Source organism: Arsukibacterium indicum (assembly GCF_019100565.1).
Classification (GTDB): Bacteria; Pseudomonadota; Gammaproteobacteria; order Enterobacterales; family Alteromonadaceae; genus Alishewanella; species Alishewanella indicum.
In genome coordinates this window covers 146,628-172,339 of sequence record NZ_JAHRID010000005.1, presented here as the reverse complement: position 1 = coordinate 172,339, position 25,712 = coordinate 146,628, and the positions used below count along the sequence as shown (strand labels likewise).

Here is a 25,712-nt window from a genome sequence, read left to right as displayed (position 1 = left end):
GAATGATTCACTGAACAGAGTCACATTTCAACCCTGTTCCGACCTTTGCCTTTAGCACGGTAAAGCGCGTCATCAGCCCTTTTCAAAATAGTACTGGCATCATCATCACGCATAAAACTGGCTATGCCAAGACTAACCGTTAGTTGCTTGCCATGAGGAAAATCATAGTTGGCAACCGCCATTCTGATCCGCTCTGCCAGCAGCTTTGCACCGGCAAGATCAGTATGAGGACAAATAATTAAAAACTCTTCGCCGCCCCAGCGCCCGGCTACGTCAAGTTCGCGACAGTGTTGCAGCATAATACCAGCGAACGACATCAGCACCTGATCGCCGGCCATGTGGCCAAAATTGTCATTGACGCTTTTGAAAAAGTCTAAATCTGCAAGAATGACACTAAACGGGCTCTGGTGGCGAATTGAGCGGGCAATTTCCTGACTGAGGATATCGTCCAGTTTGCTGCGGTTATACATTCCGGTCAGAGTATCAGTAACAGATAAACGCTGAAGTTGCCGGTGCTGGGTTGCCAGGGCCCTGAAAACGTCACTGCGACTGACTTCATAGTAATGAACCAGTAACACCAGACAAACTGATGCAAAAATAACGTTCAACAGCGACTCTACCGTAAAACTGTCTTCTGGCCAGGAAACGGAACGCCATGCCATAAGCAAGGTAAGCAAACCCATAAATAAAATAGTGGCAACGAGCCCCCGCCCCCGTCCTAACAGAAAAAAAGCCAACGGAGGAAAAATACACAGCCAGTACAGTGAGTAAAAATCTGGGGCGGCAAAATATAAATATGCCAGCAGAAAAGCGCCAAGCAACAAAACAGTATGATGAGCCCCCTGACGCACGTTGTTAGAGAGTTGAAAACGGCGCAGTATGGTCACTGCGAGCGCAGCGCCGATAAAGTCGAGCAAGGCTATACTGTATAACGCAAAAAAAGCCAGATTTGCAAAAAAGAAAAAACTAAAAATAACCACCATACCAAGCAGCATGCCATTTATCAGGTATACCTGCCGGTATTCGGGATCTGCAGGTCTAAACTGATGATTATTCGTTACAAATTGTTTTAACACCCTGGCCCCTGCCAACTGATTATCAGAACATGTTAATTGATACAACGTAATCAGACAATCCGCCAATTTGGCGCAACCTGATATCAGTGGCGGATCCGATCAGGCAATTACTGCCAAATATAAACTACGGCCACTTAATAATAATGTCAGCAGCCAAACAACAATTGCTACGACATTCTGGCGAACAGTATTGCGATACACGCCCATCATTGACGAGTTTACTGCTACCAGTAAGGTTAAACTGATAACCGGAAGTAAAATACCATTTGCCACCTGAGCAAACCAAATGACCGCCAACGGTTTAATTCCGGCAGACGATAGTCCGACACCCATCAGAATAATAATTAACCAGCATGCTCTGAACTGCTGTTTTGACAGTGGAATTAATCCATTCAGCGCATAGGCCGCAGCCAGTGGTGCAGTAATCGCGGAGCTTATGCCGGCAGCTAACAGTCCGCCGGCCATAAGCCAGACAGCCGCATTGCCGGCCAGAGGTTGTAATGACCTTGCTAAGTCAATAGCATTGTTGATGCTCTGTTCCCGGCCAAAAAATGCCGATGCAGCTGTGGCCAAAATTGCAATTGAAATAAGACCACCGAGTGGAATGGCGGTCCTGATATCTGCATCAGACAACGCCAGTTGCTGCCGGATTGGAACAGCAGAGCCATGCCACTTTTGCGCACTTGCTGCAGCATGCAAAAAGAGCGAATATGGCACCACTGTTGTTCCAACCAGTGCAATAACAGACAAGATTGCGCCGGCGGGTAGCACAGGCTTAACTAAACCACTAAGTAAGGCCCAATAATCGGGTTTAGTTAATAGTAATGTTAACAGGAAGGCCAGACTCATCAGCAATACCAGACCGATTAAACAGCGCTCCAGAACAACATAGCTACCTTGCCACAATATTACAGTTGCGATGAATCCTATTAGCAAAGCCCAGGGGTTTTCCAGACCGGTTTCTCTTAGTACAGTGATTGGCCAGCTTTGTTGCCACAAGGCATCGGCTCCCATACTGGCACCACTGATGTTGCCGCCCTGGTAAGCACTGTTGCCAATAACAATCGCTGAAATAATCAGCAACATCAGTGGCAGCCTGAGCCAGGCATTATTAAAAAAACAGCGGATGTTTTCACCCAGCCCCTGCCCGGTAACAATACCTAATCTGGCGGCCATTTCCTGCAGCACCATAGTTGCAACAACTGAAAACAACAACGCCCATAGCAACGCGTAACCATAATTAGCACCAGCTAAAGAGGCTGTTATTACGGTTCCTGGTCCAATAAACGCAGCGGTAACCAGTGTTGCTGGCCCAAAGCTGAAAAAAGGTTTTTTAGTTATCATATGCAGCACTTCATCTGATTAAAATTGTTATTCTGAAGCTGATAATGCCAGTGCAGTGTAGCGGTAAACTTTAAGCTGTGTCTATTGACACGTCGGCACACCTTGCAGCTTGCAGCTTGCAGCTTGCCGGCTGCACTTTACAGGCGAAACCGCTATACTGGCCATGAAATACTGTGGTATCGCTAAATTGCGGAGGTGACTATTTTATCAGGATACAGACAAAACAAGCGAGCAGTCAGTCTGCCGGGAACCCTGCTCGGTGCATCCATTACTTTTTTTACACTTACTGTATATGCTAATACCATCACTGCTGAAAATTCTGAGCTAAACAGCCCCCAGTCCTTATCACTTCGTTTTTGTTATGAAGATAAGCAACTGTTACCTTACTATACCGGCAATAGTGCGGAAGTACCCGCTGCTCCCGGCGCAACTATCGAACATTTGCAGCAGGTAGCCGCTGTCGCCGGAATTTCATTGGAATTGGTCAGAATGCCCTGGCTGCGCTGTTTACAACAACTTGCCGACAATGAGATTGATGCGCTGGTTGCATCCTACAGTAGTGAGCGTGAACACTACACCATATATCCACGCAATAACGCTGGCCAACCCGATCCAAGCCGGGCTATCAACACTAACGCTTTATGTCTTGCCTATCACTTTAATACTGATCTGGCAGCAAAAATTGCTGATAAATCCGCTAATCTGACTATTGCCAGACCTTACGGTTACAGGCCACTCCCGTTACCTGAACATGCAATACTGGTTGGCGCATATTCGCCTGAACAGGCACTTGAGCTGGTCGTATCTGGAAGGGTTGATGCAACGACCGTTACCTGCCAGCTGAACGGATTAGCTGCTAACAAACAGGAAATTAATACTTTACCAGTAGAAATTCACTATCCGCCAGTGTATTTTGCCGTAGGGTATCTGATGTTTAGCAAACAGTTTTATACACAATATCCGGCAGTTAGTGAGCGTATTTGGCAACTTTTACCCCAGACACTGCAGCAGGATCGCTATCTTAAGTATCTGGCCTATCCGCACGGGTTTTGACCGCGTTTGAAAAACCGCTATCAGCCCGTTTCTGCTATTGATCGTAATTTTTATCTGTCTAATCTACTTTAAGTATTTTGAACAAAAAATTAGGTTAGCATAAGCAGGTTAACCGACCAGAACAAAGAGAACACCGTAATGAATACCGTTTTTAACAAACTGAACTGCATACTGGCAGCACTACTATTGCTGCTCGCTACGGCATGCAGTTCTCACGGTAACGCTGGCAAGCTTAACGGTAGCTCAGGTCAGCAAACAACGTCATCGGAGCTGGTCATCCTTATTTCGCTGGATGGTTATAGTCAGCAATATCTGGGGAAATATCCTGCACCCAATATAGAAATGCTCATGGCTGAAGGTGTTGTGGCCGAGGCAATGCAGCCGTCATTTCCAACCAAAACATTCCCCAACCATTACAGTATTGTCACCGGGCTATATCCTGGTAATCATGGCATTGTTGAAAACAATATATATGATGCCGACTTTGACGCCATTTTCAGAATGAGCAAGCCAGAAGAAGTTACCGATGCTCGTTGGTGGCTGGGTGAACCAATCTGGGTTACCGCAGAATTACAGGGTATTAAAACTGCCACCTATTTTTATCCTGGCTCAGAAGCTGATATCAAAGGTGTCAGGCCCAGTTTGTGGCAAGCTTATGATGGTGACGTCAGCAATTCTGAGCGCGTTCGATCAGTGCTAAATTGGCTGTCTTTACCAGAGGCTGAGCGCCCGGCGTTTCTGACCCTGTATTTCAGTACCGTTGACGATGCCGGCCATCAATATGGGCCGTGGTCAGCTGAAGTAAAAGCTGCGGTAGCAGAAGTTGATCAGGCCGTTGGTGAACTTATCGCCGGATTAAAGCAACAAAATTTATATGGTAAGGTTAACCTGATACTGGTATCAGACCACGGCATGGCTGAAGTAATACCGGAACAGGTTATTGTCGTCGACAAGTTATTTGATACCAGTGACGCGGTTTTAACACTGTGGACGCCGGAAATCGTTTCAATTTTCCCTAAACCAGGCATGCTTGAGCCAATTTACCAACAACTGCGTTCGAGCTTACCCAGCAGTGCCACTGTATATCGCAAAACAGAATTGCCAGATCGCTGGCATTTCAAACAAAGTAAACGGGTAGCGCCATTACTCATCATTCCAGAGCCTGGCTGGCGCTTAATGCAGCAAAGTCAGTATCAGCGCTGGCAGGCGAAAACTAATCAGCATTCAGTCACCGGTAGCCACGGCTACGACAATATTGCACCGCAAATGCAGGCCATTTTTATTGGCCATGGCCCTGCCTTTGCAGGCGGTAAAACCATACCACCGTTTGCCAATATCGAGTTATATAATCTGATGTGCGCAATTTTAGATATTACCCCGGCAGCAAATGACGGAGATCCAGCCTGGACCAGACAATTATTACAGTTGCAAAAAGATGAGCCAACCGCAATAAGGCAGTACTAAAGCGCTATTGTTGCTGGCCGTGGTCTGTGGCATGGTAAATGTCTGTTACCAGCCATAACTTCAGTCGTCAACCTGGAAAATGTTTATGAAAAATAGCCTTTTAGCCAAAACTGTTATCGCCAGTTTACTGGTTGGCACGCCGCTCATAGCTGCCGCCAAACCCAAGTTACAGTTAACCGGTGATATCACCGTATCAGGGCTGTCATCAGGCGGTTATATGGCAGTACAGTTTCATCTGGCATATTCAGACAAAGTAACCGGTGCGGCAATAATTGCTGGCGGCCCGCTTTATTGTGCTCAGAATAGTCTGGCAACAGCTTTTGCCAATTGTATGGGGAAGCCGGAAGCCAGCCCTGACTTAACAGCTATCGAGCAGTACCTGACGACGCTTGAGCAACAACAGCTTGCGCCACGGAAAAACCTGCAGGACGATAAAGTTTGGATTTTACATGGCACCCAAGATACCACGGTTCATCCGAATGTGGGTAAAGCGCTATATAATCAGTATCTGCAGTGGTTGCCGGCGACCAGTATAAAAATGGTCTCTGATAAGCCTTTTGCTCATCACTTTCCAACTGACAACACCGCGGGTACAGCATGTGATGTATCAGAACCGCCATTTATTGCCAATTGCAGCTACGACGCTGCCGGTGCCTTGTTAAGTCACTTGTTAGGTAAAGTTAATGCCAAGGCAGCGAATACTACCGGCAGTATGCGGCAAGTGACACAAACCCATGCAGGAACTCATCTGGCAGAAACCGGCTTTGCTTATATTCCGGTGCAATGTGCAGCAGGCGAGCCCTGCGCTCTGCATATCAGTTTTCATGGATGCAAACAGCACGCCGGTGTTGTTGATGATGCTTTTATTACCGGCACAGGTTTAAACCACTATGCCGATACCAATAATCTGGTGATCCTCTATCCGCAAGCTGTTGCCAGTGCCTTTAACCCTCATGGTTGCTGGGATTGGTGGGGTTACAGCACTGAGCATTATATCACCAGGCAGGCACCGCAACTGCAGGCAGTAATGTTGCTGGCAGAACAACTCAGCAGCAATAATTGATTACGCCATGCGCTGTCGCTAAGCCAGCAGCAGTTGTTCCAGACACTGCTGCTTAATGCCGTAAAACTGCTTAATTGCCGCAATTTGCTGTAATACTGCACTGTTATCGACGTTATTTTTACGTTTAGTGGCCAGGATCATTTTATTTTTGCTGGTATGTTCCAGCGAAATAAACTCAAAAACTTTGGTGTGATATCCGTGCGCTTCGAGTAACAACGCACGCAAACTGTCAGTCACCATTTCTGCTTCCTGGCCGAGATGTATACCATGCACCAGCATTGGTGCCATAACATCAGGCAATTTGATTTGCGGCCGGATTTCTTTATGGCAACAGGGTGAACACATAATAATTTCAGCACCGGTACGGATACCCATATTAATGGCATAATCAGTAGCCACATCACAGGCATGCAGTGCTACCATAACGTTAATCCCCCGCGCTTTAAAATGTTTAACGTCGCCCTGTTCAAAATGTATGTTAGCAAGTTTAAGTTCAGCTGCGGTGCTGTTACATAAATCAACCAGATTTTGTCGCAACTCAACACCTGTTATTTTAGCCGCCAGGCCAAGGGTATGACAGAAGAAATCATGCATTGCAAAAGTCAGATAGGCTTTACCTGAACCAAAGTCTGCCACATGTAACTGTTTTGCTTCCAAAAGCCCACTGTCTTTTACTGCGCCCTGCAATATTTCAATAAATTTATTAATCTGCTTCCATTTGTTGGTCATGGCAGGAATAAGGTGTCCACGCTGATCGGTAACACCCAGTGCCGTCAGAAATGGCCGGCTTTGCTCAACAAACCGCTGTTTCTGCCGATTGTGGCTGGTATCTGCCTGCAGCGTTCTGAAACTTTTTTTTATATTCAGCAACACTTTAGCTTTTTTACTTATTGACAACTGCACGTCACTGGCCGTTGTTGATAACTGCGCGGCTTTAAACTGGCCAGGCAGGAGTTCAACAAGTAACTTAACAGCTTCTGTCGGCAGATAATTGTGAGTCTGATGGTTAGTTTGGTATTGCCAGACAAAACGCCAGTGCAGCTCTGATTTAATGTCAACCGGGCTTATTACCAGCCGCTGTAAATCAGGCTCCGGCCCCTGGTATTTACTTAGTACCAGCCGGTGTAATGTGTTGGCCGACATGGCTTGTTCTAACAACGTAAAAAAACGTTGCAGCTCAGCATTGTTAAAAGTAACAGATGAGTCAGATGATGGTGGCAACGATGCAGTCAAATCCTGCTCCTGAACTAACCGAAAGCTATAGCCGGCTATAATAACACTGTCAGGGGCGTTCAGGCACTACGGGCCAGCATTGTTGGTTGATTTAGCGGACTAACCCGGTTACGTAACAACCGGATTACTGAGGTCTGTCTGATGGTTTTACCTGCCAGTGTCTGTACATCATTCAACAGTAAACAACTGACACAATCGGCATCTTCTGCAATAATTAAAGCCGCTATCCGGCCTGCAGTACCGACAATACTGACTAATTCGCCATGGTTTACCCGGGTGGTAACCTGCTCAGGAAAATACCAGCTTTTGTGGGCTTGTAACTGTAAATACTGACAACTTAACGCATGCAGACAAAATTCCAGCCGTTGCTCCTGGTTAAGCGGCAACTGTTCCAGACTTTCCATATACTGCCAGAACAACTCCGCTTCTGCGATTGCAAAGCGTTGCTGCTGAGGCAACACCGCCAATTGGCGAGCGCTTATATTAGAGCAAAACTGTGCATGTTCACTGATATCCAACAATAAACGGTCGCGTTGTTGACAGTATGTCCAGCTCCAGCGCTCTGACGGCGTTAACATGGTCATGTCCTTTGCAAACAAGTTATTGAATTAGCTTAGTGTTTTCATCACTATAGCATGCTGATCAACATGTTAAAGACTAATTATTTATAAGAATGCCGGATCGCAAACTGATCTTTATAAGCCATTTATGATCGTTTTAACCAACTGAGGACCATGATAAATAAAGCCAGTATAAATTTGCAGCAGGTTAGCGCCAGCTGTTAATTTAGCCTGGGCGGATGCACTGTCGTTGATACCCCCTACCCCGATAATCGGCAATTTTGGACCAACTGCCTGGCGTAGCTGACTGACAATATCGGTGCTTTTATGCTGAACCGGCAAGCCGCTAAGCCCCCCTGCCTCATTGGCATGGGCCATTCCCTGAACTAAGCTGCGGTCCAGCGTAGTATTGGTGGCTATCGCTCCATCCATTTTGCTTTTTAATAATGCCTCTGCAACCTGACGAACTGCTGTGTTGTCCATATCCGGGGCAATTTTCACAAAAACCGGAACATACTTGTCATACTGCGTCTGAAGATCAAGCTGTTCATTTTTTACTGTCTGCAATAGATCAAGTAAGGCATCACCAAACTGTAAATCACGCAGCCCGGGAGTATTAGGCGAAGAAATGTTTACCGTTATATAACTGGCATGAGCATACACCTTACGCATACAACTGACATAATCGTCCTTGCCCCGTTCGTTACTGGTGTCTTTGTTCTTGCCAATATTTATACCCAGCACACCTTTATAACTGGCATTTTTAACGTTATGAACCAGATAATCCACGCCTTTATTATTAAAGCCCATCCGATTAATAATGGCTTCAGCTTGTGGTAGCCGGAAAATCCGCGGTTTGTCATTACCGTCTTGCGGTCTGGGCGTCACCGTACCCACTTCAATAAAGCCAAAACCCATCTGACCAAACGCATCGATACATTCTGCATTTTTATCAAGACCAGCCGCCAGCCCCAATGGGTTTTCAAAACTGATACCCGCAACCGTTACCGGTTTAGAGACGACCTGCTGGCGCCATAGTATTGATGCTGGGGTATGTGCCAACCGCTTCAGACTGCCAACTGCCAGGTTATGGGCCCGCTCAGCGTCACAGCTAAACATTATTTTTTTTGCTAGAGAATAGAACATAAACGCCTTAATAAAAAACCCCGGTGTTAACCGGGGTATTGTAACCATTGTTCTGGCTTATTTCAGCATTAAACTGATTGACTTAACAACATCAGTTCACGCATAGCAACAGAGAACTTAGCAAACTCATGGCTCTTGGTCGTTTTAAATTCAGCCAGCATTAAACGCCAACGCTCGACCAGGATCTGATGCTGAGTAAGCCAGCTTTCAATAACTTCATCAGCAGCACAGGCTTTGCCACAACTCTTAACAACTACTGCGGTCAGTGAGCGTTGTTGCCAGTCCAGCTCTTCCCGGTATGATGCCCGGGCCAGAGCCTGCCAGTGATTAGCCACCGGTTGCTGAGTGATTTGTTCCAGAAACCAGTGTAAGTCTAACCGGTCACCAAGTTTGAAGTAAATTTCAGCAACCATCGCCAGTGAAGTGCCCTGATTATCGCTAACCTGGGCAATATCCATTACTGAAAACACCGTACTTAACTGAGTCAGGTAACGGGCAATATCATTAGGAATACCTTTTTCTATCAGGCCTTGTTCATTGTCACGAAGCTGGGCTAACTCTGCTTCAGCCAGATAACCGGCTAAATCACGGGAGATAGCCTGATAAGCTGGCTTGAAGAAATCCACAGTCTGCTGAATATCCATGGTTTTGTTGCGATGGCGGATAAACCAGCGGGTTGCCCGGCGCATTGTCCGTCTTAACTGGAACAATAAGCGGTTTTGCAGCGATGCTGAAATTTTATTGTCCAGCTGTTCTAACTGCTTCCAGACAGAGGACAGGTCAAACAAGTCACGGGCTATCGCGTAACACATCGCAACTTCGCCAATGTTAGCACCCGTCTCTTCCAGCATCCGTTGGGCGAAATTAGGGCCCATTTCGTTAACCAGCATGTTTGCCAGCTTAGTGGCTATAATTTCCGCTTTTAACGGATGGTTTTCCATCTCTTTGGCATATTGCTTTTGCAACAGCTCAGGGAAGGCAGTGAATAACTGGCGCTTAAAGTAAGCATTCTCGTAGATCTCAGGTAGTACCAAGCGCTCTTTAAGTACCATCTTGCCATAGGCTGTTAAAATGGCCAGCTCTGGACGGGTTAAGCCAATACCTTTAACCATCCGCTCTGCCAGCTCATCATCGGTCGGCAGGAATTCAAGCTCGCGGTTTAGCTTGCCGTCTTTTTCCAGGGTATGAATAAAACGGGTATATTCTTTTATCTGCTCTGCACCAAGCAACGATGATAATGTAATGCTCTGGGTTTGCCGGTAACACTCTTTCAGAACCAACGCAGCGACATCATCTGTCATATCATTCAATAACTTATTGCGTTGCTTCAGCGTTAAATCACCGCCCTGAACCAGTGCATTAAGCAAAATTTTGATATTAACTTCGTTATCCGAGCAGGTTACACCACCAACATTGTCAACGAAATCAGTATTGATCCGGCCGCCGTTAGCAGCGAATTCAATACGACCCCGTTGGGTAGCGCCGAGGTTACCTCCTTCGCCGAATATTTTCGCTTTTAAATCTTTACCGTTAATACGCAGCGGCTCTGAACCACGATCGCCGACTTCTGCATGCGTTTCCGATGTTGCTTTAATGTATGTACCGATACCACCATTCCAGATTAAATCAACCGGCATCATCAGACATTCACGAATAAGCTCGTTCGGCGTCATACTGACTTTGGTGGTTCCCAGCATTTCTTTCATTTGCGGTGATAGTTTTATCGCTTTAGCACTACGCGCAAATATACCACCACCCTCTGAGATCAAAGATTTGTCGTAGTCTTCCCAGGTAGAAGTTGGTAAATTAAATAACCGCTCCCGCTCTACATAACTGGTGGCAGAATCCGGGTTCGGATCAACAAAAATATGCATATGGTTAAATGCCACCTGCAACCGGATATGCTTAGACAACAACATGCCGTTGCCAAATACGTCACCGGCCATATCACCAATACCAACACAGGTAAAATCAGTGGTCTGACAGTCTATACCCGTTTCCCGGAAATGCCGTTTCACTGCTTCCCAGCCACCACGGGCAGTAATACCCATTTTCTTATGGTCATAGCCGTTCGAGCCACCCGATGCGAAAGCATCGCCCAGCCAGAAGCCATACTCTTCTGAAATGCCGTTTGAAATATCAGAGAATGTTGCAGTGCCTTTATCGGCCGCAACTACCAGGTAAGGGTCGTCTTCATCTAAGCGGGTTACACTTTTCGGTGCAACAATACTGCCTTGCACAATGTTATCGGTGATATCCAGCAAACCACGAATAAAGGTGCGGTAACATTCCTTGCCTTCAGCAATAAAAGCATCACGGCCACCGGTTTCCGGCAGTTTTTTACAGACAAAACCACCTTTAGCACCTGATGGTACAATGACGGTGTTTTTAACCTGTTGGGCTTTAACCAGACCCAATACTTCGGTCCGGAAATCTTCACGGCGATCAGACCAGCGCAAACCACCACGAGCCACCTTACCAAAGCGCAGATGCACCCCTTCTACTCTGGGTGAGTAAACGAAAATTTCGTACATTGGCAATGGCAATGGCATATCGGGGATTAAATCGGGTTTAATTTTAAATGAGATATACGGCTTATCAGTGCCATCAGCGGCGGACTGATAATAGTTAGTGCGCAGCGTCGCGTTAATCATATTAACGAAACGGCGGATAATCCGGTCATCATCCAGGTTAGCAACATTTTCCAGTTGTGCGGTAATTTGCTCTTCCAGCTTTTCAATGGCTTTTGCTGTGGCTTTAGACGATGGAGCAAATTTTTTATCAAATAACTGCACCAGCAGTCCCGCCAGATCCGGATACCGGGTAAAGGTACTTTCTACATAAGTCTGACTGAAAGTTCCGCCAATCTGTCTTTTGTATTTGGCATAAGCACGGATAATTGAAGCCTGACGCCCCGTTAAACCTGCCCCCAGAATTAACCGGTTAAAACCATCATCTTCAAGCTGCCCGGTCCACACTTTAGCAAAAGACAACTGGAAGCTTTGCTGGGCTTCAGCAAAATCAAGTGGTACTTCGCCATTTAGCTCCATCGAGAAGTTTAAAATCCAGCTGACGGCGCCGTCGGGAGATTTAACTGCGTAAGGTGTTTCACCAATTACCCGTAAGCCAAAATTTTCCAGCATAGGCAGTACATCTGACAAATGGATCGGATGGTCTTTATGAAACAGGTTTAACCGTACCGCCTTACTGTCTTTACTTTCTTCCTGCGGCCGGTAGAACAGCATCTCCAGCTTGTTGTCGTCATTGAGCGCTTCCAGCTTGCCAATATCTACCAGCGCATCGCTTGGCAGCATTTCCTCTTTATAAGCACGGGGGAAACTGTTGACATATTTACGGCCCAACTCGCGGCCCCGGGCTTCACCGTAAACACCGGTTAACGCCGATTCTAATTTATCTTCCCAGGTACGGGCTGCTTCAACCAGATTACGTTCAATATCTTTCACTTTATACTCGACATGGCTATCGGTGATCCGTACCAGATAATGGGTACGGGCCAACACTGATTCTGAAAAATAGGTAGTAAATTCTACCGGCTCGTCGGTGCCAAGGGCCCGTTGTAAAATGGCCTGGGTTTCTTTGCGCAGCTGAGTGTTGTAGCGCTCACGGGGTACATACACCATAGCGGTAACAAAGCGTCCAAAGGCGTCCTTGCGCATAAATAAACGGGTCATATCCCGTTCCTGCATTTGCAATACGCCCATCGCAACGTGCAGCAGCTCGTCTGCACTGGCCTGGATCAGCTCATCACGTGGATAGGTTTCAAGAATATTCAGCAGTGCTTTGTAGGCGTGAGTGCCAGTAGCAAACTCAGACATTGCCATCACTCTGCCAAGTTTACTTTTTAGCAGTGGAATATCGGCAGCACTGTTATTGTATAACGATGAAGAATACAGGCCTATAAAGCGGTGCTCACCTACTACTTTGCCATCTTTATCAAATTGTTTAACCCCAACGTAATCAATATAGGCCGGACGGTGAACCCGTGATTTATTATTAGTTTTTGTTAAAACCAGCACCGTAGGGCTTAACGCCTGCTTGCGACCTGCGTCAGGTAATTCTGACAACATTAAGTCTCGGGACTCTGAGCGACGCATTAATCCCAATGAGCTGGTATCAATACCGGAAATTTTATAATCACCCTTTACCGGCGTCATTTTATATTCACGATAACCGAGTAATGTAAAATTATCTTTTACCAGCCAGTTCAGAAAATCTGTTGTTTCTTTTATTTCATCAGCGGCAGCTTTACCACTTTGTTTGGCAAACGTTTTTATCACATCGAGCAGTTTTTGGCGGGTGGGCTGCCAGTCCTGCACGGCTAACGACACATCTTCCATTACTGAATGCAGTTCAGCCTTCAGGGCGTGAATTGTCGTTTCATCGGTTATTCTATCAATTTCAATGTGAAATACGGTCTGCTGCGTGCTTGAATCAGGCTTACTGCCCAATTTGAAAAAATCTGTAATATGGCCTGCTTTATCACGTTGTGTTTGCAATGGGTAATGCAGAAGTAAATGCGCGGCAATACCATGCCGGTTCAGCGCCATACGAACAGAATCAACTAAAAATGGCATGTCCTGAACAACAATTTCAACAATAGTATGCTTAGACTCCCAACCATGCCTCGAAATCTCGGGATTGTAGACCCGGATCCGGGCCTGAGGGTCGGCATGCTGGTTAAATGTTTGCCATAGACTAAGTGCTGCGCCATACAGATCACTGTCATTACGGCCCACTAAATCTTCATTCGACATGTTGCCATAGAGGGTGTAAGCAAATTTCTCTACCAGCTTGGGCTGATCTTTTACTTTTTGAGTTATCAGTTTGCTTACGTTTTGTAGTAGTACAGAGGGATGACCGTCTATCAGTGCCATTATTGTATCCTTTTTCAGAGCACAGCTTTAACAGCTGGATCTACCTAACATACAAGGTCTTGTCTGCTGCGCAGTGTAGTGACTATTGTAGCGCTTTTGAAGCACTATTTCTGACTTTAATGCTGGTTAAACCAGTGGTTTTTAAGGCTTTTGACAACTTATTCAGTTGGCTTAAATAGAAAATGGCCTTTCGGCCATTTTCGTGTTTAAACATGCAAAAATAAAATTTAGCTGTTAGCGGTTTTTTCGCCATAAAATTGCAGCTAATGCAGGAAGCACCACAATTGCACCAAGCATATTGACTACAAACATAAAGGTTAACAAAATCCCCATATCAACCTGAAATTTTAATGCTGAGAATACCCAGGTACTTACGCCTATAGCCAAAGTAATGCCGGTAAACAGCACGGCGCTGCCCCGCTCTTTCAATGCTTCAAAATAAGCCTGACGCAGTGGCATTCCGTCGCGCAGTAACTGGCTCATGCTAGACAGAATGTAAATACCATAATCAACACCAATACCCACACCCAATGCAATGACCGGCAACGTTGATACAGTGAGGCCAATTTGCAGCTTCGTCATCAGCGCCATTGCCAGCACCGATACAACATACAATGGCACTACTACCGCAATTGTCGCCCGAACAGAGCGGAAACTCAGCAAACACAGAGCAATTACTGCACCGTAGACATACCACATCATAGGCTGCTGCGCCGCCGATACTGCTTCATTGGTAGCAGCCATTACGCCTGCCGGGCCGGATGCCAGCATAAACCGGGTTTGTTCATCACCCAGCTCTGCCCCATACTTTTTAGCTGCGCTAACCACCCGCTCTATAGTTTCTGCTTTATGGTCTTCCAGAAATACCATTACCGGCATAACTGAGCAGTCCGCATTCAGCAAACCAGTGCTGGTTTCTACTCTTGAAGTTGCTTGCACTAAAGACTGGGTGTTGCGAGGCAGTACCCGCCATTTCTGGTTGCCTTCGTTATAAGCAGCATTAATGGTTTTCGATACAGACGACAGCGACACTGCCGACTGAACACCAGGAACATTTTCCATTAACCACTGGAACTGATCTATCCGATCCATAATGTCATGTTCAGTACAGGCACTTGGCACGGTTTCAACCATGATATTGATGTAATCGACCGAAATCGCAAAACTGTCAGTAATTAATTTGGTATCAAGGTTATATCGCGAGTCTTCATGCAGCGATGGTGCGCCTTCATGCAAATCACCAATTTTAAGTTGCTGGCTCTGCCAGTAACCGGCGGTAAATAGTAAGGCTGTAATTACCAGGATACCGTATGCAAAACGTTTGGTAGCAAACGCCGACATCGCATACCAGAATTTATCTGCCTTAACTGACGGTGCGGCAACCCGGGCTTTATAGGCTGCACTGAATTTCACGTAAGACATCAGCACAGGCAACAGAACCAGATTGGTTAAAATAATCACCGCCACCCCTAAACTTGCTGTAATAGCCAGTTCACGAATTACGCCAATTTCAATAATCAATAAGGTTAAAAAACCGACGGTATCTGATAATAACGCGACACCGCCTGGCACCAGCAATTTACGGAAACTTGATTCAGCCGCGGTTTTTGCATCCATACCAGCAGCAACCCGCTTGCCGGTGGAGTTAATCATTTGTACCCCGTGACTGACGCCAATGGCAAAAACCAGAAACGGTACCAGAATCGACATTGGGTCGATGCCAAATCCAAGCACCGTTAATAAACCCATTTGCCAAACTACTGCAATCAGTGAACAGGCTATTGGCAGCACCGTTAACATCACTGATTTAGAAAAGAAATATACCATCAACGCTGTTACAGCAATGGCGACCAGGAAAAATAACACCACACCTTTAGCACCGTCAGCAACATCACCAACCATTTTGGCAAAACCGATGATATGCAGACTAATTTGGTCGCTCTGATGTTTTTCCCGGATATTTTGCTCTAAGGCAGCAGCAAACTCGAGTGTATCTACTGCCTCACCTGTTTCAGAGTCAATTTCAAGTAACTGAGCAGTAATCATTGCGCAGCTGTAGTCGTCAGCAACCATTCGCCCAACGATGCCGGCTTTTTCAATATTGGCCTTAACCCTGTTCAGGCCTTGTCTGTCAGCAACGAAATCAGCGGGAATAACCGGCCCGCCAGCAAAACCGTCTTCAACAACTTCAATAAAACGGGTGCTGGGACTGAAAAGTGACTTCACTAAAACCCGGTTAACGCCCGGGGTATAAAGCACCTCATCATGGACCTTACGAAAGGTTTCAAAAAATGTCGGGTTAAAAATGTCGCCACTTGCATCGCAAACCGCTATCAGAATGTTGTTGGCGCCACCAAAATCGTCAGCGTGTTCCAGGTAAGTCTGCATGTATTCGTGTTGCAGTGGAATATTTTTGGTAAAAGCAGCATCTAGCTTGATATCGGTCGCTTTGATCAGTAAGCCTATGGTAACCAGAACAAAAATAATCAACACCGCCAACCGGTGGCGGAACAATGCGTACTCAATTTTATTAACCAGCGAATTTACACTCATATTATTCAGACTTATCCAGATTTAATACTTTAATGCCAACTTCAGTAACCAGTAACAGTTCATTTCCGTGCACGACACCATTTAAAATTGCTTTACCATCTGCCTGTGAACGCTCGGTAAAATTAAGCCCATCATCTTCGCTTTGTAATAAAGTCCCTGAGTTACCGGCCAGATAGATGTTACCGCCAGCATCACTGAATACGCTGTTTAGGGTTGCTGAATCGGCAAGTTCAATCTGTTGCCAGCTTTGGCCATTGTCTTCACTACGGAAAACATGGCCCCGTAAACCAACTGCTAACAGACTCATATCAGGGGTACGATGCAAATCAAACAGTGAACCGTTATAAAATTCTTCCAGACGCTGCCAGCTAACCCCGAAATCACCACTTTTGGCGATAAAACCTGCTTCTCCAACCATATAAACCGTATTACCATCCACAAATAACCGATTAAAATGCGGCAAAATAGAACTTAGTTCAGCCCGGTATATTTCCGGATCAGACTGTTGCAGGTCCAGCAGGTATTCTTTATCGTCTTCAGCGGCCAGTTCAATAAATAATTCCTGCTGCCAGCTGTTGCCGCCATCATTGGTTTTATAAAACAAGCCATAGGCGCCAACTGCGATGCCATGTTGCTTATCACGGAAATACACATCAAGGAGTGGCTTATCATCTTCAGGTAGAAACTGCTGTAGCTGCCAGCTGTTGCCACCATCACGGGTATTCAGGATCACTGCATCATGGCCCACTGCCCAGCCGTTTTGTTCATCAACAAAATAAACAGCCGTCAGCATACTTTGTACAGGTACTGCAGCTTGCTGCCAGTCAGTGCCATTGTTACTTAACAACACATGGCCACGCTCTCCCACTGCTACAAAAAAATTGTTGCTGACCTTCTGCACATCAGTTAACAGTGATTTATCAGCCATTGGCACCATGTAAGCTGCCTTTACCTCTTCAACGGAATTGACATCAGCAAGCACTTTACATCCTGTACTACTTAGCAACACACAAGCGCAGGTAACAAAAAGTTTATTAAACATAGGCAGCGTAACTACTCTTTTAATTCATTAAATTGCTGACAACTCAAACGCCGGCCAACAATTATTCCTAAAAAAAACGGCCGGCTAATGCCAGCCGTTTCACCAACAACGTTATTTAGCGGGTACCTTCACGACGCAGCGCTGCTGGCGTGAAATCATTGTCAGAAAGAGTAACTGAAAAGTCATACATTCTATCTTCATTATCAAGACCGATAGCAATATAACGACGTGAGTTCAGATCGTGATACACTTCCAGGGTACTCCAGTGAGTCGGTACTTCATAATAGTTCAAGCCATGCGCCACCGCTACCCGGTACATGTCACCACGGTTGTCATACAAATCAGCGATGTGGATCTGCCAGCTGTCTTCATCAATATAAAATACACGTTTACCGTAAACGTGGCGGGTACCATCTTTCAGGGTAGCTTCCACTACCCACACCCGGTGCTTTTCCCAGCGAACATAATCGGGGTTAATATGACCGGCCATCAGAATATCGTCATACTTCGCTTCTTTGCTATGCAGTTTGTAATCGTTATAAGCGATATACATTTCCTGCTTGCCTTTCAGCTCCCAGTTGTATCGATCTGGTGAACCGTTAAACATATCAAAATCGTCAGTAGTACGCAGACCATCAGAGGCGGTACCCGGCGCATCATAAGCTACATTAGGTGCGCGACGCACCCGACGCTGACCCGTATTGTAAGTCCATGCCTGACGGGGCGTTGCCACCTGGTCCATCGTTTCATGCACTAACAAAGCAGTACCTGCCAGCCTCGCTGGTGAAGTGACACTTTGTTTAAACCGGAACAGAATGTTCTCTGCCTCTAATGCATCGGCAGTGGCATCCGGATGAGAGTACTTAAACATGATCTGTTCATCGAAACCGATCACGGTATAAGCACCGTTTGAAGTTGGTGCTGCCTGGCCACCATTACGACTGGCTGCGACACCACGGTAACGTACAATATGGTTCCAGATAGCTTCCAGGCCATTAGCCGGTATTGGGAATGGAATACCGATAGCAGCATTTACTAAACCATTGCCGCCCTGAACAAGTTCTGCCTCGGTAGCAATTTTTTTGGTTGCATCATAGAAATACTGTGGATATGACGCGCTTCGACGGGTCGGATACACGTTCATCTTGAAAGTATCAGGATAAATATCAAACAGTTGCAGCATGCCAGGGCTCAGGAATTGCCGATGGTCTGCTACGTTAGACTTATCAATTGTTAATATAATTTCATCAGATGCAAACGGGTTAACATGATGATCACCGGGGCTGTAACCCGCAGGCGCGCTGGTTATACCGCCGGTCCATTCGGGAATTGAACCATCAGCATTACCTGCTTTTTCAGCCCCAACCGGTGTTAAATCATTTCCTAACCTGGCAGCTTGCTCAGCGCTGATTTTCGCTAGTGCGCTACAACTGAATACCAGTGCAATCGCTGAAGATAATAGGGTGAGTTTTTTCATAATTGGCTCTCGTCCCTTAAATAGAGTATTTAATATTAAAAGATACAAAATCACGGTCGGCTACGTTATTTGTCGTACCTGCACCGCCCCAGAACCAATTGTATGATAGTTCAGCTGACCACTTGCTTAAGTAATCAAAACTAACCGCATAAGCCGCTGATTTTCTGTCTTCGACAAACATAAACAATGGATCGGGTGTAATGCCGTTAACGTCATGCGAGAAAACGATCCGCTGCGACATATTAACGCCGGCAAACACGTTGTTATAGTCTGCTTTTGCCAGGATCCGGTAGCCCCAGGCCGATGCTGTTGGGAACGGATTGGTTTCCGCGCCATTTGACAAACCGGTATGCAGGCCTTGTGACGGCCCATTCACGCCAATCAGAGGCGCACCGCTGCGATCGGTACCGGGACCATTTAACCGCAATACATCTTGTGAAGGCATGTCCTGGATTTGGATACCACCCACTTCTGCCAGCATGGTGAAGTTATCAGCTGCAAGCAACGCAGTAGGGCCGAATAAGTGAGTAAAGGTCATTTGCGCTTGCAGGGTATCACGTAAAATATAACCCTGCGCCGGATCACCCGGTTGAACCTTAACCCCTATTTCACGGCCAATCTGAGAGATTCCCGCTAAATCAGGTCGTATTCCTGCATTTGCCAACTGCTCAGGCATGCCGGCATACAAAATTTCAACATCGTCAATTTGTAGTGGATCATCCTGACGATAAGCAATTTCACCGGCAACTGAAGTAGTACCAACAGTCGTGTTGAAGCTGAAGCCATAAAGTTTGATATCTTCAGGATATTCAAGTTTACCTTTTGAGAACGCCAGTAAATTATCGACATTATCTGCAGTTAAATTACCAGCTTGCTGCACCAGATAACCAATATCCTGCTGAATAGCCGCGCTTCTGAAATCAGACGCAACACCAGAGATAACTGGTACACGGCTGTGATAATTCATGTAATAAAGGGCAAATTCTGTATCATTTAACTCAGGCGAAAAATATTCAATTTTAAGACCGTACTGGCCACCGTCTTCCGGTTCAATTCTGCCATCAGTTCCAGTTGGCCGCAGTGCAACTTTGGTTGGATATGCCAGATATAGCTGAGCTGCAGTAGCAGGATCCAATTGCCCAGCAGCAACAGCTGAGCCAATACCATTTAAATTTTGCAACAAATAAGCCAGATCAATGTCAGGGTTACCGGCAAAACCTAACTGAATATTCTGCGCATAACCGCCCCGTCCGGCGAAATCATTAGTTGAAAAGTATGTGCCTGGAGGTGGCAGATAACTCTCCTGCCATGAATACTGATAAAACATCTCAGTTGACAGGTTCTCAGTCCAGCCGACGGATAGTGTAACCATGCCGGTTGGTATAAAGGCTTCTTTTAGATCTGCTCCGGGCGCCCGCAAAATGCCGACATCAACCGGCGTAATATTGATACCATGTGGAATAAAGGTACTTTCACCCCAGCTCAGCACCTGATTACCTACCCTTACTGTCACAGGGTTCATACCATCATTAAACGAGAAATTACCATAAAGGTACGCATCTAAAACCCTGAAATCCTTACAGGCAAGTTCTCTGGATTCTTTATCCGCACAAGGGTCAACCTGTTGACCACTCAGCGGGTTACTGTATGCAAAATCCCCATCGTTCAGGGCAAAGTCGTAGAAATACATAAACCGGCTAAAAAAGCCGATGTTGTCATTGGTAATCGATAATTCATGCAGGCCTTTAAACAGGCTGGAGAACATGTCGCCACGGTCAAAGTTCAGATTACCTGCATCGCCGTTACTGGAATATGCTCCGGGTTGCGCCCAGATATCCGCAGGTTGATAAATAACATTCGTGGCAGCGTTATAGCCTGTCCAGTCAAAACGTGGGTGGTTTACTTTTGAAATGGTATCCCAGTTACGTTCTTCAGTACGGATACTGGCGCCATAAGAAAAGGTTGAGTCGAATACAACCTGGAAATTGCCAACGTCAAAGGTTGCTGCTTGTGCAGGCACAACGGACAAAGCCAGTAGTGCAGATGCAACCCCCAAGGCTAACGGACTTTTATAAAAAGTATTAGGCCTTCTATTCATCTTGTGATCTCCCCCCTGTCCCTGCAGGTATGTTTTGTGTCTTTTTAATTATTATGCTGAACCAACTGCTCGGAGCTCAGCTTGCATCAAAGAAATAATTACATCATTTTAGGGTGTTAGCAAGGCTTCTCCGTTCGTAAATCTGTTGATTTTTATTCAATTTTTACATATTGCGGTATCTGCTTTGGCAGATAAATGTGTTTTCAGTTTAACCAACGATTGAACCTGACATCTGCCACATCATAAGCTAATGAAATTAAAGGTCAAACCAGATAAAACTGCAAGGCTTTGTTTTAATCTGCCGTTTAAAGTAATAGCTCTAATTAATTTGTTCCAACCTCTCAAAAGCACCATTTTCAGTCAATGTCAGTCTGAACCGCCCACGCAGGCCCAATGCAGAAAAATAAGGCTGAAAGTGTTTCAGGCCAAGTTGCACCCGCTCTCCCGAGTCGGCAGTAACGACGACATAGCGAATGCTCCCCTGGTAATAGAGTAAACATTTTTCTCTGGCCAGATAGGCGCTAAACAGATACTGACGTTTCATGGCAAGCTTTTAGATATTTTCTCATAGAGGTCGTTACTTAAATTTGATGTTGCCGCCAGTTGCTTTAACTCGGCAAGCATATGGTCACGACGTTGATCATTAAAGCGCTGCCAGGCCAGTAGCGGCGTAATAAGGCGGGCCGCAACCTGTGGGTTTATCGGGTCCATCCTGGCTACAACCTGAGCCAGACAACTATAACCTTTACCATCAGCACGATGAAACTGTTGCGGATTACGCATGCTAAAAGCACCAAATAATGCACGAACCCGGTTAGGATTTTTCCAGCTGAAAAGTGAATGCTGACTCAGCGCTGTTAAATGAGTAAATACTTCATCAGTCGGATCACAGGCCATTAATGAAAAGTACTTATCTGTAACCTGCACGTTGTTTTGCCATTTATGGCTAAAATCAGTCGCTAACTCGCCAAAGCTAGCTAACTTTGCCTGCTGTGCTGATGTGAGCGCAGCTAAGGTATCGGTCATATTGTCTGAATCTGAATAATGCTGCTGCACAAGCTGTGAGCCCTGTGGAACAAGCGCCAGATAATTTAAGCAACGGTTACGTAGCGCACGTGCTCCAACTTCATTTTCATTGTAATGATAAGGCCCGCTGGTTGTTGCCTGATAGCATTGCTGCCACTCTGCTGCCAGAACATCAGCAAGTTGCTGCTTAATTGATTGTAAACCACAGAGAATAGCCTCTACTGGTATATGCTGGTATTGCTCGGCCAGGGTGTCAAAGTCTGGCAACGACAGCAATTCCGCGGTTAATGCTTTGTCTGAAAGTGGCTGTTGCAACCATTGCCGCATCAGCTTTATCAGATCATCAGGAAGTGTAAGCGACAAGGTTGGTTGTTCTGCTTTTTGCCGGATAAGATCGGACCAGAAAACCTGCATTGCATCCCATCTGGCAAAACCATTGCTGGCGTGCTTTGCTATTAATAGCAGTTGGGGCAATTTATAATCCTGTTGCAGTTTGACCGGGGCAGAAAAATTCTCCCACACCACCACTGGTTCGCTGGCAATATCCGCAAAAGTAAACTGCTCTGTCAACTGACTAAGCATAATAAGATGTTGCTGATTAACCTTTCTATCTGAGCTTAATAGCTGAACCTGCAACGGAATAAGTAACGCCTGCTTGTCCGGCTGACCGACGGTTGCTGTATGTCGTTGACTTATACTAAGATGCAACGTGGCGTTGTCGCTATCGTATCGCTGGTGAATGGCTACAGTGGGCGTACCAGCCTGACTGTACCATAAACGAAATTGCTGTAAGTTAACCTCGTTGGCATCTTCCATTGCGCTGATAAAGTCATCACAGGTTACCGCCTGACCATCGTGCCGCTGCAGGTAACAGGCTAAACCACGATTAAATCCGGATTGACCAAGTATAGTTTGCAGCATCCGGATAACTTCGGCACCTTTATCATATACGGTAACCGTGTAAAAATTATTCATTTCCAGCACTTGCTCTGGCCGGATGGGATGCGCCATCGGTCCGGAATCCTCTGCAAACTGTGCCGTTCGGATTAATTTTACTGCATCAATCCGGTTTAACGTGGCTGAACCCATGTCAGCACTGAATTCCTGATCCCTGAATACGGTTAGCCCCTCTTTCAGGCTTAGTTGAAACCAGTCGCGACAGGTAACCCGGTTACCGGTCCAATTGTGAAAGTATTCATGTCCAATAATGGACTCAATATTAAAGTAATCTTTATCTGTGGCAATGCTATCGTCCGCCAGTACATATTTACTGTTAAAAACGTTGAGCCCTTTATTCTCCATTGCGCCCATATTAAAGAAATCAACCGCGACAACCATATATACATCCAGGTCGTACTCCAGATTATAACGGCTTTCGTCCCAGCGCATTGCCCGCTTCAATGCCGCTATTGCAAACTGCCCTTTTGATTGTTGCCCTGGCTCAACAAATAATTGCAAGCTGACTTTCCTGCCACTTGCTGTTGTAAAGCTGTCGCTCAGACAATCAAAATTACCGGCAACCAGCGCAAATAAATAACAGGGTTTGGCAAAAGGGTCATGCCAGCTGACCCGGCTTTTGCCATTGGCAAGTTTTTCCGTTGAAATGTTGTTGCCGTTCGCCAGCAGATAAGGATATTGCTGTTGATCAGCAATAATATGGGTGGTGTAGACCGACAATATGTCAGGCCGGTCAGGGAAAAACATAATTCGCCGGAAACCCTCAGCTTCGCATTGGGTACAAAATACATTGTCAGCCAGATACAACCCTTCCAGCGCAGTATTTGCCGCAGGGTTAATTGTTGTGGTTATCTGTAAGCTGAATTCAGCTGGCGCATCTGAAATAATCAGCTGTTCACTAGTTAATTGATATTGATCAGCGCGCAACTCAATATTATTGATTGCGATATATTGCAGCTCCAGTTGCTGGCCATCCAGTACTAAAGGCACTGTTGGTTGCTGTCGCTTGACCTGCATCAGCGCAGTTACCCGGGTAGCGTCAGCTGCCAGCTCAAACGTCAGCTCAATTTGCGGGATTAAAAAACCCGGTTTGCGGTAATCGGCCAGTCTCCGGCTGTTACGTGTTGGTTCACCACTCATATTCGCTCCTTTACAGCGCTACTTTCTCTGACGCTAAGGGTAAAAAGCCTGAAATTATTCAGGCCTTTTATCATTTGATTAATTCTTTATCGCCTGAGCCGGCGGCATACCAGCAGGTGGAGACAGTCGCAGAATTTTAATGCCAAGGTAAGCATAAACAATAGACAACAGCGGATTAATTAAGTTAAAAAATGCATAGAAAGCATAGTCCAGCGGGCTGACACCCAGGACACCGTGCATGTAAGCACCGCAAGTATTCCAGGGAATTAACGGGCTGGTAATAGTGCCGCCGTCTTCCAGAGAGCGCGATAAATTTACCGGTGCCAGACCACGACGTTCATACTCTTCCTTAAACATCCGGCCAGGCATCACAATTGACATATATTGATCTGCCGTTAGCAGGTTGGTTACAAAACAGGTAGCAATCGTGCTGGTTATTAACGACCCGGTGCTGCGGGCAAAGAATAAAATAGATTCAACAAACTTACGCAGTAAACCAATTTTCTCAATAGTGGCCCCAAACATCATGGCGCAAAATACCAGCCAGATCGTATTCAGCATGCTGGCCATACCACCACCGCTTAATAAATCATTTAAATTGCTGTCCCCTGTTTCCACACTGAAACCAGCGTAAAAAGTATGCCAGACCAATTTAAACACTCCAACAAAACCCGGCAGTGTTTCGTCGGCTAGTTGCGCCAGCAATTCCTGCTGAAACAACACCGCCCAAACGGCGCCTAGCAATGCACCAATGAAAACGGTAGGAAAAGCAGGCACCTTTTTAATGGCCATTGCCAGCAACACCAGTAATGGCACCAAAGATAACGGGCTAATTGCGAATTTTTGCTGTAACACGGTACTGATCTGCTCAATTCTGGCAAAGTCAGCCACAATATCGGTGTTAAAGCCAATAATAGTGAATAAAATTAATGCCAGAATATAGCTTGGCACCGTTGTCCATAACATATGCCGGATATGCTCAAATAATTCAGCACCAGCAACTGCCGGAGCTAAATTGGTTGTTTCGCTGAGAGGCGACAATTTATCACCAAAATATGCGCCGGAAACAATTGCTCCGGCAGTAATTGCTGGCGACAAACCCAGGCCGGAAGCCACCCCAATTAATGCAACACCTATGGTCGCTGCTGTGGTCCAGGAGCTTCCAATACTCATTGCTACGATACCGCACAATAAACAACTGGCCGCATAAAACCAGCTTGGATTTAACAGCTGTAAGCCATAATAAATTAATGTTGGCACAGTACCTGATAACATCCAGGTGCCAATTAGCGCCCCAACTGACAGCAATATAAGCACAGCACCAAGCGATAAAGAAATACCGTTAACCATGGCCTGTTCCATTAACTGCCATTTGTAGCCGTTCTTAAGACCGATAATTACCGCTACTGCGGTGGCAAGAAACAAGGCAATCTGATTTGGACCGTACGATGAGTCACTACCGAACAGATAAACTGATGCCGAAAGCAAAACTATCAGTACGATTAGTGGCAAGGCAGCATCCAGAAAACTGGGATGTTTTTCAGTCATTAATGTTGCTCCATCAGGCAAAGGCGCCCGCAGCGCC

At 46.0% G+C, this 25,712-nt stretch carries 16 protein-coding genes; 3 read left to right on the top strand and 13 right to left on the bottom strand.

Features of this window, described 5'->3' with window-relative positions; translation table 11 throughout:
• Positions 1-20 precede the first annotated feature (20 nt).
• Both KQY15_RS19245 and KQY15_RS12065 read right to left on the bottom strand, forming a co-directional pair.
• The gene (locus tag KQY15_RS19245; protein WP_217669484.1) at positions 21-1,076 is read right to left on the bottom strand and encodes a GGDEF domain-containing protein; all 1,056 of its coding nucleotides are present in this window, start codon (positions 1,074-1,076) and stop codon (positions 21-23) included.
• A 99-nt stretch (positions 1,077-1,175) separates the two neighbouring features.
• Entirely contained in the window at positions 1,176-2,420 is a 1,245-nt protein-coding gene (locus KQY15_RS12065) for an Nramp family divalent metal transporter (protein WP_217669482.1), read from the bottom strand.
• A gap of 474 nt (positions 2,421-2,894) precedes the next feature.
• Here KQY15_RS12065 and KQY15_RS12060 point away from each other — a divergent pair, with 474 nt between their 5' ends.
• From KQY15_RS12060 to KQY15_RS12050, 3 genes are all read left to right on the top strand, one after another.
• Positions 2,895-3,473: a transporter substrate-binding domain-containing protein gene (locus tag KQY15_RS12060; protein ID WP_217669480.1), complete on the top strand. Its 579-nt coding sequence runs from the start codon at positions 2,895-2,897 to the stop codon at positions 3,471-3,473.
• Between the two features lie 138 nt (positions 3,474-3,611).
• The gene (locus KQY15_RS12055; RefSeq protein ID WP_217669478.1) at positions 3,612-4,937 is read left to right on the top strand and encodes an alkaline phosphatase family protein; all 1,326 of its coding nucleotides are present in this window, start codon (positions 3,612-3,614) and stop codon (positions 4,935-4,937) included.
• Between the two features lie 85 nt (positions 4,938-5,022).
• Positions 5,023-6,000, top strand: a complete 978-nt coding sequence (locus KQY15_RS12050) for an extracellular catalytic domain type 2 short-chain-length polyhydroxyalkanoate depolymerase (RefSeq protein ID WP_217669476.1) — start codon at positions 5,023-5,025, stop codon at positions 5,998-6,000.
• A gap of 18 nt (positions 6,001-6,018) precedes the next feature.
• Here KQY15_RS12050 and KQY15_RS12045 read toward each other — a convergent pair whose 3' ends face one another.
• The 11 genes from KQY15_RS12045 to nhaC form a co-directional block, all read right to left on the bottom strand.
• Positions 6,019-7,233 (bottom strand): class I SAM-dependent methyltransferase, encoded by a 1,215-nt coding sequence (locus KQY15_RS12045; protein ID WP_254795678.1) that lies wholly within the window; start codon positions 7,231-7,233, stop codon positions 6,019-6,021.
• 59 nt (positions 7,234-7,292) lie between these two features.
• Positions 7,293-7,811 (bottom strand): cell division protein ZapC domain-containing protein, encoded by a 519-nt coding sequence (locus KQY15_RS12040; protein ID WP_217669474.1) that lies wholly within the window; start codon positions 7,809-7,811, stop codon positions 7,293-7,295.
• A 117-nt stretch (positions 7,812-7,928) separates the two neighbouring features.
• On the bottom strand, positions 7,929-8,939 hold the full coding sequence (gene pyrD, locus KQY15_RS12035; RefSeq protein WP_217669472.1) for a quinone-dependent dihydroorotate dehydrogenase: 1,011 nt from the start codon (positions 8,937-8,939) through the stop codon (positions 7,929-7,931).
• 68 nt (positions 8,940-9,007) lie between these two features.
• The gene (locus KQY15_RS12030) at positions 9,008-13,834 is read right to left on the bottom strand and encodes an NAD-glutamate dehydrogenase (protein ID WP_217669470.1); all 4,827 of its coding nucleotides are present in this window, start codon (positions 13,832-13,834) and stop codon (positions 9,008-9,010) included.
• 234 nt (positions 13,835-14,068) lie between these two features.
• Complete coding sequence (locus KQY15_RS12025; RefSeq protein WP_217669468.1) at positions 14,069-16,387, bottom strand: efflux RND transporter permease subunit; 2,319 nt, start codon at positions 16,385-16,387, stop codon at positions 14,069-14,071.
• 1 nt (position 16,388) lies between these two features.
• Positions 16,389-17,429, bottom strand: a complete 1,041-nt coding sequence (locus KQY15_RS12020) for a WD40/YVTN/BNR-like repeat-containing protein (protein ID WP_217669466.1) — start codon at positions 17,427-17,429, stop codon at positions 16,389-16,391.
• Positions 17,430-17,544: 115 nt separating this feature from the next.
• A complete protein-coding gene (locus KQY15_RS12015; RefSeq protein WP_217669464.1) occupies positions 17,545-18,906 on the bottom strand; it encodes a DUF1329 domain-containing protein in 1,362 nt (453 codons plus the stop codon).
• A 16-nt stretch (positions 18,907-18,922) separates the two neighbouring features.
• On the bottom strand, positions 18,923-21,004 hold the full coding sequence (locus KQY15_RS12010; protein ID WP_217669462.1) for a DUF1302 domain-containing protein: 2,082 nt from the start codon (positions 21,002-21,004) through the stop codon (positions 18,923-18,925).
• 319 nt (positions 21,005-21,323) lie between these two features.
• Positions 21,324-21,548 carry a DUF2835 family protein gene (locus KQY15_RS12005; RefSeq protein WP_217669460.1) on the bottom strand — a complete coding sequence of 75 codons (225 nt, stop codon included), beginning with the start codon at positions 21,546-21,548 and terminating at the stop codon, positions 21,324-21,326.
• Positions 21,545-24,127, bottom strand: coding sequence for an aminopeptidase N (pepN, locus tag KQY15_RS12000; protein WP_217669458.1), 2,583 nt, complete (start codon positions 24,125-24,127; stop codon positions 21,545-21,547). Before pepN ends, KQY15_RS12005 begins: the two co-directional genes overlap by 4 nt.
• Positions 24,128-24,205: 78 nt before the next feature.
• Complete coding sequence (gene nhaC / locus KQY15_RS11995; protein WP_217669456.1) at positions 24,206-25,675, bottom strand: Na+/H+ antiporter NhaC; 1,470 nt, start codon at positions 25,673-25,675, stop codon at positions 24,206-24,208.
• Positions 25,676-25,712 lie beyond the last annotated feature (37 nt).